The organism is Synergistaceae bacterium, assembly GCA_017540085.1.
Classification (GTDB): Bacteria; Synergistota; Synergistia; order Synergistales; family Aminobacteriaceae; genus JAFUXM01.
The window spans coordinates 15,087-32,065 of the sequence record JAFYBQ010000011.1; the positions used below are offsets into that span (position 1 = coordinate 15,087).

Annotated in this window: 15 protein-coding genes; all 15 read left to right on the top strand. The window is 45.5% G+C overall.

Annotation, left to right across the window (positions count from 1 at the left end):
* Positions 1-105: 105 nt before the first annotated feature.
* The 15 genes from IKQ95_01875 to IKQ95_01945 all read left to right on the top strand — a co-directional run bounded on the left by IKQ95_01875 (position 106) and on the right by IKQ95_01945 (position 16,939).
* The gene (locus IKQ95_01875; GenBank protein MBR4195443.1) at positions 106-2,358 is read left to right on the top strand and encodes an amino acid carrier protein; all 2,253 of its coding nucleotides are present in this window, start codon (positions 106-108) and stop codon (positions 2,356-2,358) included.
* A gap of 23 nt (positions 2,359-2,381) precedes the next feature.
* Positions 2,382-5,180 carry a response regulator gene (locus IKQ95_01880; protein ID MBR4195444.1) on the top strand — a complete coding sequence of 933 codons (2,799 nt, stop codon included), beginning with the start codon at positions 2,382-2,384 and terminating at the stop codon, positions 5,178-5,180.
* Positions 5,181-5,199: 19 nt separating this feature from the next.
* A complete protein-coding gene (locus IKQ95_01885; GenBank protein ID MBR4195445.1) occupies positions 5,200-5,952 on the top strand; it encodes a response regulator in 753 nt (250 codons plus the stop codon).
* Between the two features lie 11 nt (positions 5,953-5,963).
* On the top strand, positions 5,964-6,608 hold the full coding sequence (locus tag IKQ95_01890) for a DUF1311 domain-containing protein (protein MBR4195446.1): 645 nt from the start codon (positions 5,964-5,966) through the stop codon (positions 6,606-6,608).
* Between the two features lie 4 nt (positions 6,609-6,612).
* The gene (locus IKQ95_01895; protein MBR4195447.1) at positions 6,613-7,350 is read left to right on the top strand and encodes a response regulator transcription factor; all 738 of its coding nucleotides are present in this window, start codon (positions 6,613-6,615) and stop codon (positions 7,348-7,350) included.
* Between the two features lie 2 nt (positions 7,351-7,352).
* Complete coding sequence (locus IKQ95_01900) at positions 7,353-8,687, top strand: sensor histidine kinase (GenBank protein MBR4195448.1); 1,335 nt, start codon at positions 7,353-7,355, stop codon at positions 8,685-8,687.
* Positions 8,688-8,739: 52 nt separating this feature from the next.
* Entirely contained in the window at positions 8,740-9,000 is a 261-nt protein-coding gene (locus tag IKQ95_01905) for an AbrB/MazE/SpoVT family DNA-binding domain-containing protein (protein ID MBR4195449.1), read from the top strand.
* Positions 9,001-9,171: 171 nt separating this feature from the next.
* Positions 9,172-9,582, top strand: coding sequence for a hypothetical protein (locus tag IKQ95_01910; GenBank protein MBR4195450.1), 411 nt, complete (start codon positions 9,172-9,174; stop codon positions 9,580-9,582).
* A gap of 80 nt (positions 9,583-9,662) precedes the next feature.
* Complete coding sequence (locus IKQ95_01915) at positions 9,663-9,962, top strand: SH3 domain-containing protein (protein ID MBR4195451.1); 300 nt, start codon at positions 9,663-9,665, stop codon at positions 9,960-9,962.
* A 48-nt stretch (positions 9,963-10,010) separates the two neighbouring features.
* On the top strand, positions 10,011-14,243 hold the full coding sequence (locus IKQ95_01920; GenBank protein ID MBR4195452.1) for an InlB B-repeat-containing protein: 4,233 nt from the start codon (positions 10,011-10,013) through the stop codon (positions 14,241-14,243).
* 27 nt (positions 14,244-14,270) lie between these two features.
* Complete coding sequence (locus IKQ95_01925) at positions 14,271-14,417, top strand: hypothetical protein (GenBank protein MBR4195453.1); 147 nt, start codon at positions 14,271-14,273, stop codon at positions 14,415-14,417.
* 61 nt (positions 14,418-14,478) lie between these two features.
* The gene (locus IKQ95_01930) at positions 14,479-15,231 is read left to right on the top strand and encodes a hypothetical protein (protein ID MBR4195454.1); all 753 of its coding nucleotides are present in this window, start codon (positions 14,479-14,481) and stop codon (positions 15,229-15,231) included.
* Positions 15,194-15,448 carry a PqqD family protein gene (locus tag IKQ95_01935; GenBank protein ID MBR4195455.1) on the top strand — a complete coding sequence of 85 codons (255 nt, stop codon included), beginning with the start codon at positions 15,194-15,196 and terminating at the stop codon, positions 15,446-15,448. Before IKQ95_01930 ends, IKQ95_01935 begins: the two co-directional genes overlap by 38 nt.
* Positions 15,449-15,506: 58 nt before the next feature.
* Complete coding sequence (locus IKQ95_01940; protein ID MBR4195456.1) at positions 15,507-15,869, top strand: S26 family signal peptidase; 363 nt, start codon at positions 15,507-15,509, stop codon at positions 15,867-15,869.
* Entirely contained in the window at positions 15,791-16,939 is a 1,149-nt protein-coding gene (locus IKQ95_01945) for a nucleotidyltransferase family protein (GenBank protein ID MBR4195457.1), read from the top strand. The genes IKQ95_01940 and IKQ95_01945 overlap by 79 nt, the downstream gene beginning before the upstream one ends.
* Positions 16,940-16,979: the final 40 nt, after the last annotated feature.

Consider the following 16,979-nt stretch of genomic DNA (forward strand, 5'->3'; position numbering starts at 1 on the left):
TCAGCGTAAACGTTAGTTTTTTTGCGTGAACGTAGACTTGACTATCTTCCAAAAATCATTTTTCTCTGAAAGAATGATAAAAATTTTGGGAGATGCTCAAGTTGTATGGAAACGATTATTAGAATAAACAGAGTCATAAATAACTTCGTATGGGGTATACCCGGCCTGACGTTATTGGTGGGTACGGGTATTTATCTGACACTTCTGCTGAGGTTGCCCCAGTTGCGATATTTTCGTTCAGCAATGGCAGAGGTATTCAGTTTCAGAAAAGAAAATGAGAATGATAAATCTGTTTCTTCTTTTGCGGCAATGACTACAGCTATAGCCGCGACTGTTGGAACTGGCAACGTAGCAGGTGTAGCGACAGCACTTCACCTTGCTGGGCCTGGTGCGCTGGTATGGATGCTAATATCTGCTTTTTTGGGAATGTGTACCAAGTTTGCTGAAGTAACATTAGCAGTTCATTACAGGCAGAGGGACGCACATGGTGATTGGCGTGGAGGAACAATGTACATTCTTGAGAATGGATTATGTGAACGCGGAGGTATATGGAAGCCAATAGGTAAAATACTTGCGTTTCTGTTCTCACTCTTCACGATTCTAGCTGTTTTAGGCTCTGGAGCGGCAACAGAGGCAAACTCAGTAGCGGAAGCACTGTTCTTAGGCTGGAATGTGGATCATCTTTACAGCGGCATATTAATGGCTGTTTTAGTGGGGCTAGTCATTATAGGCGGTCTCTCCAGTCTTTCACGAGTTACTGTACTAATTGTTCCTTTCATGTCCGTATTTTATATTGTAAGTTCCCTAATTATCCTCGTAAGTCATGCAGAACATATCCCCACTGTTATCGCTGAAGCATTCCGAATGGCTTTCAGCAATCCTGATCCCTCAGTCATAACGGCAGGTCTTGCAGGCTGGGGAGTGAAGGAGGCAGTACAGAGGGGCATTGCGCGCGGAGTATTCTCGAATGAGGCGGGCATGGGTTCAGCTCCAATGGCGCATGTTACGGCAGATGTAGCACATCCAGTTCAGCAGGGGTTCTACGGGATATTCGAGGTATTCTTGGATACTATAGTTATCTGCACCATGACAGCCCTTATAGTTCTTGTTACAGGCACATTGACCGACACACCAGAACTGACTGGCGCACAACTTGCGCTCCGAGCGTTTGAGTTCGCACTAGGGCCTATTGGTAAGTATATTTTTTCCATTGGTTTTCTGTTATTTACTGTTACAACAACGCTGGGGTGGTATTGGTACGCTGAGACGGCAATAACGTATATGTTTGGCGTTAGGGTTAAGACCGTCATGAAACTTCTGATGATTACGATGATTCTGATTGGCGCGGCCGGAGCACAGTTCTTCGGCTTGGCTGGCAACGAGTTTTTGAACAATCTCTGGGACATATCTGACACTCTTAACGGCTTAATGGCATTGCCAAACCTGATTGCATTGCTGCTTCTATCCTTCACGCTCAGAAGAATAGTGAACGATTACGACGCAAAAAAGAAGCGAGCTATGGCGAAGAAAAGTACGATGTCAACTGATATGCGAAAATTGCTGATTGTGTCAGTATGCGCGACGTTGCTTTCTATGGGAATGGTTTATTTTGGCGGCGGCTTGCGGGATAGAGTCCACGAAAGAGATGTTTCACTGCAAAGAGTGCTTGAAGCCGGACATATAGTTCTTGGTGTTGACAGCGCATTTCCCCCCATGAGCTTTGTGAGTGATAACGGTGAAATAGTTGGCTTTGACATCGAGCTTATGCGTGAAGTAAGCGATAGGCTAGGTATTGAGCTTGTGGTACGGCCTATTGAGTGGGGCAACAAGGAAAACGAATTGCGGGACGGAACGATAGACTGCATAGGCAGCATGTCGGTTGTTTCCGAAGCGGCAAAGTCTATTAACTTGTCTGAATCGTATGTGAAAGAAGACCTTATCTTTGTCATTCGTAGTGATAGCAAGATAAAGTGGTTGCGCGACCTCAAAGGCAAGACGATTGGTGTGCAGGCAGGTTCAACTACGCAGGACGCACTGAATGCGACTGATATTATCAATGATGTTACGGTCGTGCCACTTGCTGATAACATGTTGGCTCTTAGGCAGTTGAAGGAGGGTAAAATTGATGCTGCTCTCGTGGATTCTCTTGTAGCGTTTTATTTCATATTCTCAAGCAACGAACGGTACTTTGTCCTTTCCGATAATCTTGGCGAGGAAGAACTAGCAATAGGCTTCAGGAAGAACGACCGAAAACTAAGAGATAAGGTGCAGGATGTCATCAGCGACATGAAGGCTGACGGTACTTTAGGCAAAATATCTCAAAAATGGTTCGGAAGCGATATTACAATCGTGAAGTAGCGTCCATAAGGAGAGAATGAAAGATGGATACAAAGGAAGAAAAGAACGGCAGCTCCGCCTTGAAGAAAGTTGATGTAACTACGATAATAATCCTGTTTTTTCTAAGTGTTGTCATGGCCTACTACGCAATGCTTCAGCACGAAATGAAGCAGAGAATAATCGTGAACCTAGAGCTCACCGCAACAAAATCAGCCGAACAGATAAATGAATACCTTTCTACAGGTATAGACATCTTAATGCTGGCCTCGCATACACTTGATGACATGATTCGTGATGATAGACCACAGAAGGAAATACTTGACTTTCTTGTGAACCAATCCGCCGCTATAGTCAATATTACGTCTGGAAAGTCAACAGGTATATATGCCGCCATAGGCAACGATTTTCTTGACGGAACTGGATTTGACACAGGAGACGATTTTGTCCCCTCATCACGCCCGTGGTACATTGGTGCAAGAGCCAACATCGGAAGAGTTGCTGTCATAGACCCATATATTGATGTGCATACTAATACAACAATGATCACGCTTGCGAAGACGTTATGCGATGTAAAAAGCGTTGTGGCGTTGGACTTCTCAATGGAGCATCTGCAAGCCTTGACAGAGGAGCTTAACACCCGTAGTCAGACAGAGATGGAGATAGTTCTTGACAGAAAATATAAGGTAATAGCGCACTCCGACAGGTCTAAAATCGGTCAAAGTTATATCAGCGAAAAGGGTACATTCGGCAGTACGCTGATAGAGAAGTTGCGTTCTTCCAATGAAAATTTTTTCTCGTTCAGGTTTGGTGATTCTGATTACATAGTGTACACGATGCCAGTGGCGAACAACTGGCTATGCCTGTCTGTATTTGATACAACGTCAGCGTTTGTTACACTGAGAAAGATATTTATTCTTACGATTATAGTATCATGCCTAGTCATTACAGTGTTGTCGCTTATCATTTGGCACTCAGACAAGAAAGCCCGTCTTGCTCAAGAGTTCAACGAGAGAGCCGAACGAGCGGCAGCAGCGAACGAAGCGAAGTCCTCATTTCTGTCGAATATGTCGCACGAAATCCGAACGCCTATAAATGCTGTTCTTGGTATGAATGAAATGATACTGCGCGAGAGTGAAGAGCCAAATGTTATTGAATACTCCGAGAATATCCGAGCGGCGGGGACTACGTTGCTGGGTCTCATCAATGATATTCTCGACTTCTCAAAAATCGAGGCTGGCAAAATGGATATTATTCCTGTCAATTACGACCTTTCATCAGTAATCAACGATCTTGTTACGATGATACAGACTAGGACGGATAAAAAGGGTCTGCTGTTAAAACTCGACTTTGCCGAAGACATCCCCAAAGTGCTTTATGGAGATGAAGTTCGTATAAAGCAAGTAGTTACGAATATTCTCACAAATGCTGTAAAGTACACAGAGAAAGGCAGTGTAACATTTCATATCGGCTATGAAAAGATTGCTAATAATCCTGATAGCGTATTTTTGAACTTCTCCGTAGCAGATACTGGTATAGGCATAAAGCCTGAAGATATGGCCAAACTGTTCTCCGAATTTGAGCGGATTGAGGAAAAGCGTAACCGCAACATTGAGGGTACTGGATTAGGAATGAATATCACGAAACGCCTGCTTGAGATGATGGGTACATCGTTAAAGGTTGAGAGCGTATACGGTGAAGGGTCAATGTTCTCATTCCGGCTTCAACAAAAAGTCATAAAGTGGGAACCGCTCGGCGATTATGAGGCAGCACACAGAGCGTCGCTGTTGTCTATGAAGAAGTATAAGGAAAAATTCACCGCACCTGACGCTCATGTACTTGTTGTTGATGACACGCCGATGAATTTGACAGTGTTCAAGGGTCTGCTCAAAAGGACACTCGTAAAAATTGACACGGCTAACAGTGGGTTAGAAGCTCTTTCACTTGCAGGGGACAAGAAATACGATGTAATTTTCCTCGACCATATGATGCCGAATATGGACGGAATAGAGACACTTCAAAGACTGCGGGCAGGAACGGAAGGGCCTAATATAAAGACTGCCACGATATGCCTGACAGCGAACGCAATATCCGGCGCACGTGAGGAGTATCTTGCTGTTGGCTTCGATGATTACCTGACCAAGCCGATAGATGCCGTGAAACTTGAGGAAATGATGATACGTTATCTTCCTCCTGAGAAAGTACTTGCTCCCGACAGCGAATCAAATAGCGGTGCTGAACCTGAACAGAAAACCGAATTGCCGGAGTGGTTGTACGGAATAGATGAAGTAGATGTAAAAGCCGGGCTAAAACATTGTGGCGATGAAGAGGCTTATCTGGATACTCTCAAAATCTACGGCAGTTATTCCGCAACAGGGGCGGACGAAATCGCAGGCTTCTGGAGCGTTAGGGACATTGCGAACACTACGGTAAAGGTTCATGCGCTGAAGAGTACATCACGTGCTATAGGAGCGGAGTCTTTGGGAAGCCTTGCGGAGAAACTCGAACTTGCTGGCAAGGCAGGTGATGAGACCGTGTTGGACGCTGAACTAGCTGGACTGCTGGAGCGTTACAGGGCTTTGGGGGCAGCATTATCCCCGTTGTACGCACCTGCAAAAAATGCTCAGGACGACAAGGAGCTTCCGCTTATTTCAGAAAATGAATTACGCGAGGCATATAATTCCATACGTGAGTGCGCGTTGAGTCTTGATACCGATGGTGCGGTGTATGTGTTGGACTATCTGAACGTTTTTCGCCTTCCTGAGAACGAGAAGCAGAGAGTCGAACAGCTCCGTAATGCTGTAAACGATTTTGATTGGGATTGGGTGAACGCAATTCTAGCATAATTTTAAGGAGGTATTCATAATGGCAAAGAAGGTTTTGCTAATCAACCAAAACGCAGTACTGATAATCGGCAGACTGCTTCCGCTTCTGAAAAGTTCAGAGGTTGAATGCGTCAGTATCGAGCCGAATACAGAGAAACTAATGCACGAGAAGGACAGCACGGATATTTTCGTGCTAATTGCGGGGGATTTTGTATACGAGGCCAAAGATTTCCTTGTGTTCTTGAAAGATGTGTATTCTGCCGTCAAAAAGCCGCTTTGTGTCATGGGTTATGACAAAGAAATAAATGTAATAGAACAGAGTATCCCCAAAAACATGATAGCGCGCGAATTTGTCCGTCCCATAGACATCATTACTCTGTCGAATGAGTTGAAGATGATGCTTAACTCTGATGACGCGAGCAAGGAGAAAAAGCAAATTTTGCTTGTGGACGACGACATTACATTCCTCAAGATGATGCAAAAGTGGCTTGGAACAAAGTATCGTGTTGCCGCAGCACGTTCCGGCCCGCAGGCACTCAGTTATCTGGCGGAACATACGGTTGACCTAATACTTCTGGATTACGAAATGCCGCTGATGGACGGCCCGAAAGTTCTTGAAGCAGTCCGCAGTAAGCCGAAAACAGCGAATGTCCCCGTGATATTTCTGACTGGTAAAAGCGACCCGGAGAGTGTGAGGAGCGTAATGAGCTTAAAGCCAGCAAGTTATTTCCTGAAGTCCAGTAACAAAGAGGCGATAATGCAATCGCTGGACAGTTTTTTCGTGAATCATTAGGAGGTTTTATCATGAGGCGTTTATTTATGGTTATTGCGGTGTTGTTAGTGATTTCTGCTCCTGCGTTCGCACTCAGTGATTCGGAATACCGCAGAATGATGAAAGACCCTGAGTTTTCAGCGGCTGACAGGGAATTAACGAGTGCGTACAATGAGGCAAAAAGAATAATGAGCGAGTCTGAGTTCGCCGGATTCAGGGAGTCCCAGCGCAACTGGATAGCCAAACAGCGAGATGTCCGCGCAAAAACATTCATGGAGGATGGATATTCACGAGTCGAAGCGTACACCAAAGCCACGCTTGAGAGGGCAAAAGGAATCCGGGCAAGGCTTCATGTGATTCAAACGTGCGTAATTGATGATGTCGGTGAAATTGACGAGGCATATTATGACAACGGCAAAGGCTCATACCTTCATTTGTCTCTAGTGAGCCGTGCGCAATTCTGGTTTGAGGTGTCATTTGCCGGACAGGGCGACAAAGTTGTGATGATGGGGCATTTTGACCCTGACGACAATACAATCGCGCTTGAGGATGGCGGATTGAAGGCAGTTTTGACGTTCTCAGACAAAGACACGTTAAGCGTGAAAGTCAACGGCGCGTTCAGAAGGGCTTTCAGTGTTGACGCAGGCGGGAAATACACGAGGCATTACGGGAAATAGTGAGTTGGAACTGAATATAGCAGTAGTAGATGATACATTGTCAGACGTTTTCAGGCTCAAGAGTTTTGTAGAGAGCTGGTTTGCGGCAAGTGAGCATAAACTCACCGTGATAATGACATTCGCGAGCGGAGAAGAAATGCTGAAGGCTTTTGAGCCTAAAATGTTTCAGATAGTGTTCATGGACATAATCATGAAGGAAATTAACGGTGTCGAGACAGCAAAAATTCTCAGGGATTACGACCCCGAATTGTTGATAGTGTTCACGACAACTTCACGCGAATATGCCTTTGACGCTTTTCCCGTTCACCCGTTTGATTACGTCCTGAAGCCCTACAGCAAAAAGGATGTCAGCAAAGTACTTGATGAGGCACTGCGATTCTTTACGGCAAGCGATCCGGCAGTAAGGATAAAATCAGCCCGCTCCGAATGTACAATCCCATTGCGTTTAATCAGCTCGGCAGTCTCAAATAATCATACTGTCGAGATAATTTTAACGGATGGCAAAACCATATCAAGCACAATGACATTCAGACAGGCGGAAAAACTTTTTTCGGACAATTCGCGCTTCCTTCTGTGCAATCGTGGAATAATCGTGAACATGTCGGAAATTTCAGCACAGGAGGAAGGAGTCTTTATCATGAAGAACGGAACACGTTATCCTATTCGCGTAACAGGTCAGTCAAAAATCAAGGCGGCATTCTCTCAGTACCTTATACAAAAACTGAAAGGGAGCATTGAATAATTATGAATATGAATATATTTTTGAGGTACGTTATTGAACTTGCGATAATAATACCTGACGCAGTATTTGTATTTTTGCCGGTAATAGACTCACTGTGCTGGCGCAAATGGGTAACCTATAGTGTTTTGGGAGTGCTTCTGCCTGTTTTTGTGGTTAGTGCGGCATGGGTGAGCAGCATAGAAATGTTCCCCGTTATTCCCGTTCTTGTAGTGAGTGTGATGTTTCTGTTCTTAGTATTTTCCTTCTCGGTGAAAGTGAGTCTTGGCCGTAAACTTTTCTGTTTCTTCAGTTCCATAATGCTTGGAGCGTTCTGCCTGTTGTATTCGATTTCGATTATGGCATCGTTCGAGGCTGAGAATGAGCTGTGGGCCTCAACACGTCTTCTTACGATTGAGTCTGGGCTAGTGTCATTATGTATTTCGTTGTTCATAGGTGCAGTAACATTCAGCCTGCCTACAAAAAAAATCTCCGAGCTACTGAATGAGGAGCTTGTGAACGGAATGTGGGATTATCTTTTTCTGTTGCCTTTAGGTGCAACGGTATTAATATGGTGGCTGACACCGATATGTCCCAAAGTGCTTTTGATTGCGCGTTCTCGCGTGTTTATGCTGGTGCTTCTGCCGTTAATACCGCTGATGATTCTGCTGATTTACTATTTGCTCTGGTGGACTGCCTCTAGATTCTCGGAAAGCGCGAGGCTTCAGCAGGAGAATATGCTTCTCACAATGGAGGGAAAACGCTACGAGGAATTGCGGAATTATATGGACGAAACACGGACACTCCGTCATGATTTCCGCCAGCATATATTAGTGATGACTCAGCTTTCAGGAGCTGGAAAATTCAGCGAGCTTCAGAATTATTTGCAACAGTTCAGCGAAGGGACAGAGACGAATTACACGGGGTACTGCGACAATATAGCCGTTGACGCAGTAGCTTCACATTACACGGCGTTTGCGGAGTCTCAGTCAACAAAAATCGACTGGAGAATGACTCTGCCTCACGACCTACCAATGAAGGAGTCAGATTATTGCGTGATACTGGGTAATCTCCTTGAGAATGCGTTAAGGGCTGTGAAAAACTTATCGGAGGAACGCCGGAAAATAACGGTGATCTCATCACTTCTTTCAGATACGATAATAGGACTCTCAGTCGATAACCCTTACAGCGGGCGAATCAGATTCAGGCGTAACGGCCTCCCGCGTTCAGACCGAGAGGGACACGGAATAGGACTTACCTCAGTGCTGAATACGGTGAAGCGTTATGACGGTTCAATGAATATCACGGCGGAGAAGAATAAGTTTTCCGTTGATATAGTCCTGTATTGCAACGGGCAGTGATTACGCCTGCACTATAATTAAACATAACATAAGGAAAGAAGGCGCATTATTGATGCTAACAGTATTACGTTCGCAATCACAGGTAACAATTCCTGCTCCTGTAATATCAAGTCTTGGGCTGAAAGAGGGAGACCAGCTCGAAATTTTTGCGGACAACGGAATAATTAGCATGATACCTGTTACCGTTTACCCTGATAAATACGTTAAGCAGTTGCAAGATGAAGCCCGGCAGCTTACAGACGACATAAAATCAGGGAAGCAGCCTGTATTTGACAGCGTTAATGATTTGATTGACGCGCTGGAGAAATCCTGATGCTGAAAATCACATACTCGGAGCGTTTTCACACGACATCTTGAAGAAGTTTTAACTAACGACTCTGCGTAAACGTTATTTTATCTGCGTGAATGTTGACTTGCCTGTCTTTGATTCTGAATGATGAGCTGAAATAATAATCACAAATCCATACAAGGAGGCGTTTTCTTCATGAAACGTTTAATTGCGTTATCGGTATTATTGGTGGTGTTGCTTTCATCGGCGGCGTTTGGTGCAAGGCAGGATTTCGGGAAGTTCTCGGTCGATGTTCCTAAAGGCTGGAGAGCAGTGCAGGATGACTCAAGGGTTACCCTTACGAAGGGCAATATGATAATGGAGATCGAACTTGCTTCAATGGGTAAAAAATCACTTGATGCAAGAGCGAAAGAAATTGCGAGGCAGCACGGCTCAAGCGACTGTGAGGACATTGAAGACTACTACACTTTCACATACGTTGAGGACGGAATAGAGAGCTTCGGCAGAGTCTCCGAACCAAAAAAGGGAATGTACCTGCTTGTTCTGATTACTCCTCACGATAATGATGTGATGTTTGACATCGAGGACTCAATCAGGGTGAAATAACCACAGCGGACAGAGGCAACCCGAATTTATATATACGTCGGGAAAATCAGCTATCGCAGTCTGAATTAGGAGGTTTTATCATGAGGAAAATTTTTGCGGCTTTGATTGTTGCAGTAATGTTTTGCGGCTCGGCATACGCTGAAAGGTTCTCGAACTTCCCGGCTTACGGCATTTGCATGGGGGACAGCGTGAGGTGCAGGGAAAATCCCGGCAAAAAGTCAAAGATAATTAAGCGTATCAACAAGGGCGATGAAGTCCAAGTTGTTGGACAGCGCACAGCAGGCGGTGAATTGTGGTATGAGGTTTATACCAGTCCTGACAGCGAAGACGAGGAAGGCCCTTTCTGGGTATCGGCAAGATATATAGAGCCTGAACACTAAGAAGGGAGAATCCCTCATGAAACGTATAAATCGAGAGGAGGTTTCATAATGCGGAAATTCATGCGGAGTAATTTTTCTGCGTTTATTCTTGCGTTTGCGCTGATTGTCTGCACGTGCATTCCGGCATTCGCTACCACCAGTTTGCAGTACGTCTACCGTTCAGCCGACAGCAACGGAAATGTTATCTCGCAAACTAGGACTGCTAATAAAGTTAATCAGCTCATATCAAAAAGTGAGGTAGTCTTGGAAGACTCTAAGTGGTATTACCCTTACAGTAAGACAGTAGAAATTACAAGCATTACTGTCAGCGGTGATGCTCATCTCATTCTTTCGAAGGGACACACTCTCACTGTCAAAAAAGGTATTCATGTGCGGAAGGGAAGCAGTCTCACAATTTACGGTCAGCCTAATGGCGATGGTACACTCATAGCCACAGGCGATAGCGGCCAGGCAGGTATTGGCGGCTTGAATGGAGAGCCAAACAACGCAATCACAATTACCATTCACGGCGGTAACATTCAGGCAACAGGCGGCGGAGGCGGTGCGGGCATTGGCTGTGCTGGTGCATGGCCCTCCTCAATCACGATATACGGCGGAACTATCACGGCACAAGGCGGAACAAACTCAGCGGGCATTGGCGGCGGTGTCGGAGCTGTCAGACCAATGATTAACATCTATGGCGGCAGCATAACGGCGACAGGCGGCCAAAATGGAGCAGGTATCGGCGGCGGTTTTGATAGAAACCCAGTAGAATCAGCAAATCAGCCCGGTACAATCACCATCTACGGCGGGACTATTACGGCAACGGGCGGCAAACACGAGCATGTTAGTGCTTATTCTGACCTATCTCAACGCTACGCAGCGGGTATCGGCGGCGGTGATAATTCCATATACTACACAGTCAACATTTACGGCGGCAATATTACGGCCAGCAGATATGACTATCACAACGGGTATGGCATTCGCGGCCAGATAACACTCAGTTACAGGAACGCGGGCGACTCAATTTATGCCACAAACTACGGAGGAACGGTAACGGTTGCTGACGGCAAAACTTTTATCGTTGACGGTACAGAGATTAACGGAACACTTGAAATCATTAAGGAAGAGGTGTCAACATCGCCAACGGAAGTATTAGTATTCGATACTTGTCCGGCAATAGACGGCAAGACTCTCACGCCGCAATCTTCGTACAAGGTCAACATAGGGACGACTGGAATAACAGCAAGCACCGCGAAAGCGTTTACGGGTGAGACTGTAACGCTGAGTCCCGCTGAAGGCTATACACTGACCGGCATCACGGTAGACGGCGCGGCAATCACGGGAAACACATTCACGATGCCCGCGAAAGATGTTACGGTTACGGGAACGGCAACCCCGATAACGTACACGATTACGTATAATCTTGACGGCGGAACGGTTTCGACAGCAAATCCTACAACGTACACTGTTGAGACGGAGACATTCACGCTCAAGAATCCGACGAGGAGCGGCTACTACTTCGTGGGCTGGAGCGCGTTCGCGGGCGGTGTTAAGAGCATAAATCTTATGATACTTAAAGGCTCAACGGGCGACAGGACATACATTGCGAATTGGGAGCAAAGTCCGGTTGCTTTAGGCTGGACTGACAGTTACAACGCGGACGGCACAGAAGAGAGGCCTTATTTAATCAGCGACTCTTACGGCTGGGATTTTCTGGTAAATGAATTGCAAACGAAAAACTACAGCAATTACAGCGGAAAAATTTTCAAACTCACAGATGACATCACAGTAACGGAAATGCTCGGAACAAACGGTAAAGAGTTTTCGGGGATTTTTGACGGCAACGGAAAGACCCTGACGTTCGATTATGAAAACGCTACAGCTCTCATCATTGCCCCATTCAAATACGTGAAGGGCGCAACGATTAAAGATTTAACTGTTGCGGGAACAATCAATAGCAGTAGGAAAGATGGTGGGAATAAGTATATCGGCGGACTTATCGAAAGGGTTAATAAAGGAGAGACGACAATCGAGAACTGTAAATTTGTCGGAAAACTTCTTGCAACGGACAGTGCGAACGCATACGGAGGCGGATTCGTTGTTCATAATTCCGGAACATTGACGATAAACGGGAGTCTCTATGCTCCGGCAGAGCTTGAGGACGGCGAGACTGAACCCAGCAAAGAAGGTACAGCGACATTCGCGCGCAATAGTACATACGGAACGAGTACAATCACGAACAGTTACTATACGCGGACGCTTGGGACTGCACAAGGTGAACAGATCTATACGGTTACGGCTGATTATGACATCACGATTGAGCTTGCTGGAGACAGCGAGAACGTCCTGACACATGACGGGACGATTTACGCGGGAAGCGGTAAGACTTTGAGCCTGACAATCAGCGGAGGCAATACGAAAGACGGCTACACGTTCAGGGGCTACAAGGCGAGTGCTGGAACGCTGACGGAATCGGGCGGGAAATATTCTCTGACAATGCCGGAAGGAAATGTAACGATAAGCGCGGAGTTTGTCGAGAATATCAGCTATATTGACGCAGACGGACAGAATGCAACGACCAGCGATTACACGGTACTAACGTCGAGCATGACGAGCCTGACCGCCGGAACGTATGTAGTGAAGGAGAACGTAACATTAAGTGCGCTGACATTAACGGGCGATGTGAATCTGATACTTTGCGATGGAGCGACACTGAGCGTTACGGGAAATGTCAGCGGGGCGAACTCCCTCGTGGTTTATGGGCAGGACAGCGGAACGGGAACACTCACAGCCGCGAATATAACCCTGACAGGTAACAAGAATTTATCTGTTTACGGCGGAAATTTGACGGCAGGGACGATTAGCGTTGCTGGTACGGTTACGGTGAAACGTGCAACGGTCAACAATGAGACGTATGACGCAAACGGCGACAGTACCACGAATTACACAGTAACGTTTGATTCCAACGGAGGAAGCGCGATTGATTCGCAGACGCTGAAATTCAAGTATGGCGGAATCGTAAAGGCAACGAAGCCAGCAGAACCGACACGAGATAATTACGGCTTTGTGGAGTGGCAGTTGAACGGAACGGCCTATGATTTCAGCACGGCTGTAACTGGAGACATGACGCTGACGGCTAAATGGACTGCAACCGAGTACACAATCACATACAACGGTACAGACGAAGCGACATTCACGGCTGCTAACCCGACGAAGTACACGGTCGAGACTACAACATTCACGCTGAACAATCCGACAAAGAACGGCTCAACGTTTGCGGGCTGGACAGGAACGGGGCTTAGTGGAGCTACAATGACCGTAGAGATCGCACAAGGCTCGACAGGTGCGAGGACTTACACGGCGACATGGACGGGCGGAGGTTCAGAAGCTGAAACGAATGCGCCGAGCTTCAAAACTTATCAGCTGAAACTTGAGGGAAGAATCGAAGTGATTTTCTACGCTGATATTCCTGAAAAATTCCGCAATTTCGATACGATTGTAATTTTTGATGTAAGCGGCGACAAATCGAATAATAATCCCCGTGTGTTTGATGAAGATTTCAAGAATGATTCGGGCAGTTATTACGGTTTCAAATGCGAAATAACTTCCGTGCAGATGGCAGACGTAATTACGGCGACTCTGAATTACAAAGACGGCAATGAGACAAAAACAACAACGCTGAAATGCCGGGCGAAAGATTATCTTGATTATGGCATAGAACACGAGACAGATGCAACAACACGTGAGCTTCTGAAAGCCATAAAAGATTACGGGCATTATGTACAGCCTTCCTTAGCGCAAGAAAATGGCTGGACCGTAGGAAAGGAACACGCCGAAATGGACTGCGCTACTGATGAAACGACTTTTGACGGCTATATTTCCGGCGCACAAAGTGATGTGTCGGCGAATTACGCTGCTGAAATCAGCTCAAACACTGCCGGAATAACAACAACATACCAGCTTGACCTTAAGAGCGATACGGAGATTTATGTTTATGTGTCTCCTGCTTCAAGTGTAAGCGCGACATATCTTGACGGTTCAGAGTACAGCGTTATTCAGGATGGCCGTTACTGTGTGAATATATCGGGAGTTTCAGCGCACCTTTTGGGCAGTCCTTATACAGTAACAGTGAAATACGGAGACAGCAATGAATTTAACATAAAAGTTTCGGCGTTGTCCTACGTAAATACAGTTTTGAGCAATTCAAGCGATTCAGTCATACGGAGGGCTGTAACCTCTCTGTACAGGTACTACACAGCGACAAAGGCATACAGGCAGGCTCACGGCTATAACGACTGAGCAGAAACAGAAAGGAGGCGTAATGTTATGGCTCGGAAAGCGGAATACAAGAGGCTTGAAATCGAGGTCATAGATTACGAGTACGAGGACGTAATCACCACGAGCGGGGGTACTGGCGGCGGAACAAAAACGCCCGAATACCCCATTACGGGTAGCAGTTACAGCTTGTTTTAATGTGTGGAATGAGCAGGGTAATGGAAACATTTTAACCCTGCTTTTCTCAACAAAACGAACCATGAGTAATGTTTATAGAATAGCGGACAAGAACATAAAAATAACCTCTCTGTTCTCGTTCATACACGTTTATTGCAAAGGATATGAGACAGAGTGCGAGCCGGATTTCGAGATAGAAATCACAGATAATGACATAAAAGCGGAAAGCCGAACACTTCAGGTCGAATCGGCAGGAGGCTGGCTTGAAATCTCAGCAGTATACAGGAAGATAGCGGAAATAATGCCGAAGTATGACACGCTGATGATACACGGCTCTGCGGTTTCAGTTGACGGAGAAGGCTATTTGTTCACGGCGAAAAGCGGAACAGGAAAATCAACACACACGAGATTATGGCGCGAACTTTTAGGAAGCCGTGCTGTGATGGTGAATGATGATAAGCCGTTTATCAGGATTTCAGAAGACGAAGCGAGGATTTACGGAACGCCTTACTGCGGCAAGGAAGGACTGAACACGAATATGTCAGTACCGTTGAAGGCGATATGCGTTCTTGAGCGTTCGGAGACGAATCGGATTAGGCAGGTTGACTTCAGCAACGTGTACCCGATTTTAGTTCAGCAGACATATCACCCGTCAGATAGGGAGATGTTTAACAGGACACTTGAATTGTTGGACAGACTAAGCCGACATGTGAGTTTTTACAGGCTTGCCTGCAACACAGAACTAGAAGCGGCAGAAATTTCTTATAACGCAATGAAAGGATACACAGACAATGAGATTGAAAGACGAATTTTTAACCCACACGAGCGGCGGTGAAGCGTATTTAGTGCCGTCAGGGAATTTAGCATTTCGTGGATTAGTGAAGGGTAATGAAACGCTCGGAGAAGTCATTGGATTTTTGAAGACGGACACGACGGAAACTCAAATCGTGAAAAACCTGCGTAAAAAATATGACGCGCCAGCCGGGACAATAGAATTTGACGTGAGAAAAGCAGTTGAAGTATTGCGTAGCGTGGGAGCATTAATTGAGTAGCCTCGAAAAATATTTATCGGAACAAGGGCGAGTGATCTCTGCGAATGTAGGAGTGAGTATGCTGCCGTTACTGCGTGAGGGCAAAGATTTATTTTTCATCGAGAAGAAAGGCGCGGAACGCTGCAAAGTTGGGGACGTAGTTTTGTATCGCCGAAAGCGTCAGTATGTACTGCACCGAATAATCGAGGTTAGGCCGAAAGATTATGTAATACTAGGCGACAACTGCGCGATTAAGGAATACGGGATCAAGGACAGCGATATTTTAGCGGTGATGACATCTTTTATTCGCAACGGCAGAGAACACAGTGTGAATGAACTTGCGTACAGGATATATTCATTTGTGTGGCTGAGAAGTGCGCCGATCAGAATATACCTGAGACAGAGAATAATTCCCATGATAAAAAGGCTGATACGGAGATGAAAATAGCAGAGACAGTAATCTATCTAGCCTCATGCGCTGTGAATGGGACTAAGCCGGAGACAGCTAAAATAGCGGGAATGGATTTAGATTTGTTGTTCTCGTTTGCCTCGTATCACATGCTGAGTGCTGTTGTAGCTATGGCACTGGAGAGAGCTGGCTGTAAAGATGGACGCTTGAAGAATGCAATTTCTTTTTCAGTGAGGAAGGCCACATTTTTTGAAGCAGCGAATCATTCCGTATTGAAAAGTCTTAATGAAGCTGGTATCTGGTACATGCCGCTGAAAGGAGCAGTGCTGAAGAATTATTATCCTCGTTTCGGAATGCGTGAGATGTCTGATTACGATATTTTATTTGACGTAGCGCGGGCTGATGATGTGAGAAGGATCATGAAGGGACTAGGCTTCACGGTTGAGATTTTTGGAACAGGCAATCACGATGTATATTACAAGAAGCCGTTATGCAACTTTGAAATGCACCGGGAGTTATTCAGTGTTGCCTTTGATGAAAGGATATATGATTACTATGCTGACGTAAAAAGCCGCCTTATAAAGGATGAAGGGGACAACAGCGGTAATCATTTCAGCCCTGAAGATTTTTACGTGTACATGACGGCGCACGAGTACAAACATTATTCAGCCGGAGGAACAGGATTACGCTCACTGCTTGATATGTATGTGTTCCTGAAGCATTTTGAAGGAATGCTTGATTTTGACTATATTTCGGAGGAAATAAAGAAGCTGGGAATTTCGTATTTCGAGAAGACGAACCGCTCACTAGCTGTAAATCTTTTCGGTTGTCATGAACTAATGGAAGACGATCGAGAAATGTTCAAATACATTCTGAACTCAGGAGCTTACGGAACATTGGAGAATAGTGTCAGCAACAAAGTAAAAAGATTTGGCGGTGGAACTATGGCAAAAATGAAATTTATGCTTTTAAGAATTTTTCCGCCTATTTATCACTCTTACTTGTTGTATCCTTTTCTGATAATATACCGTCTAATTAAAGCATTAACTTGGAGATGGCGGGAAACATTGCAAGAGGTAAAAATATTATTTCGCTCAAAATGAAAGTTCATAGTATTATAAATACCATAACTCGCAGTGTTTG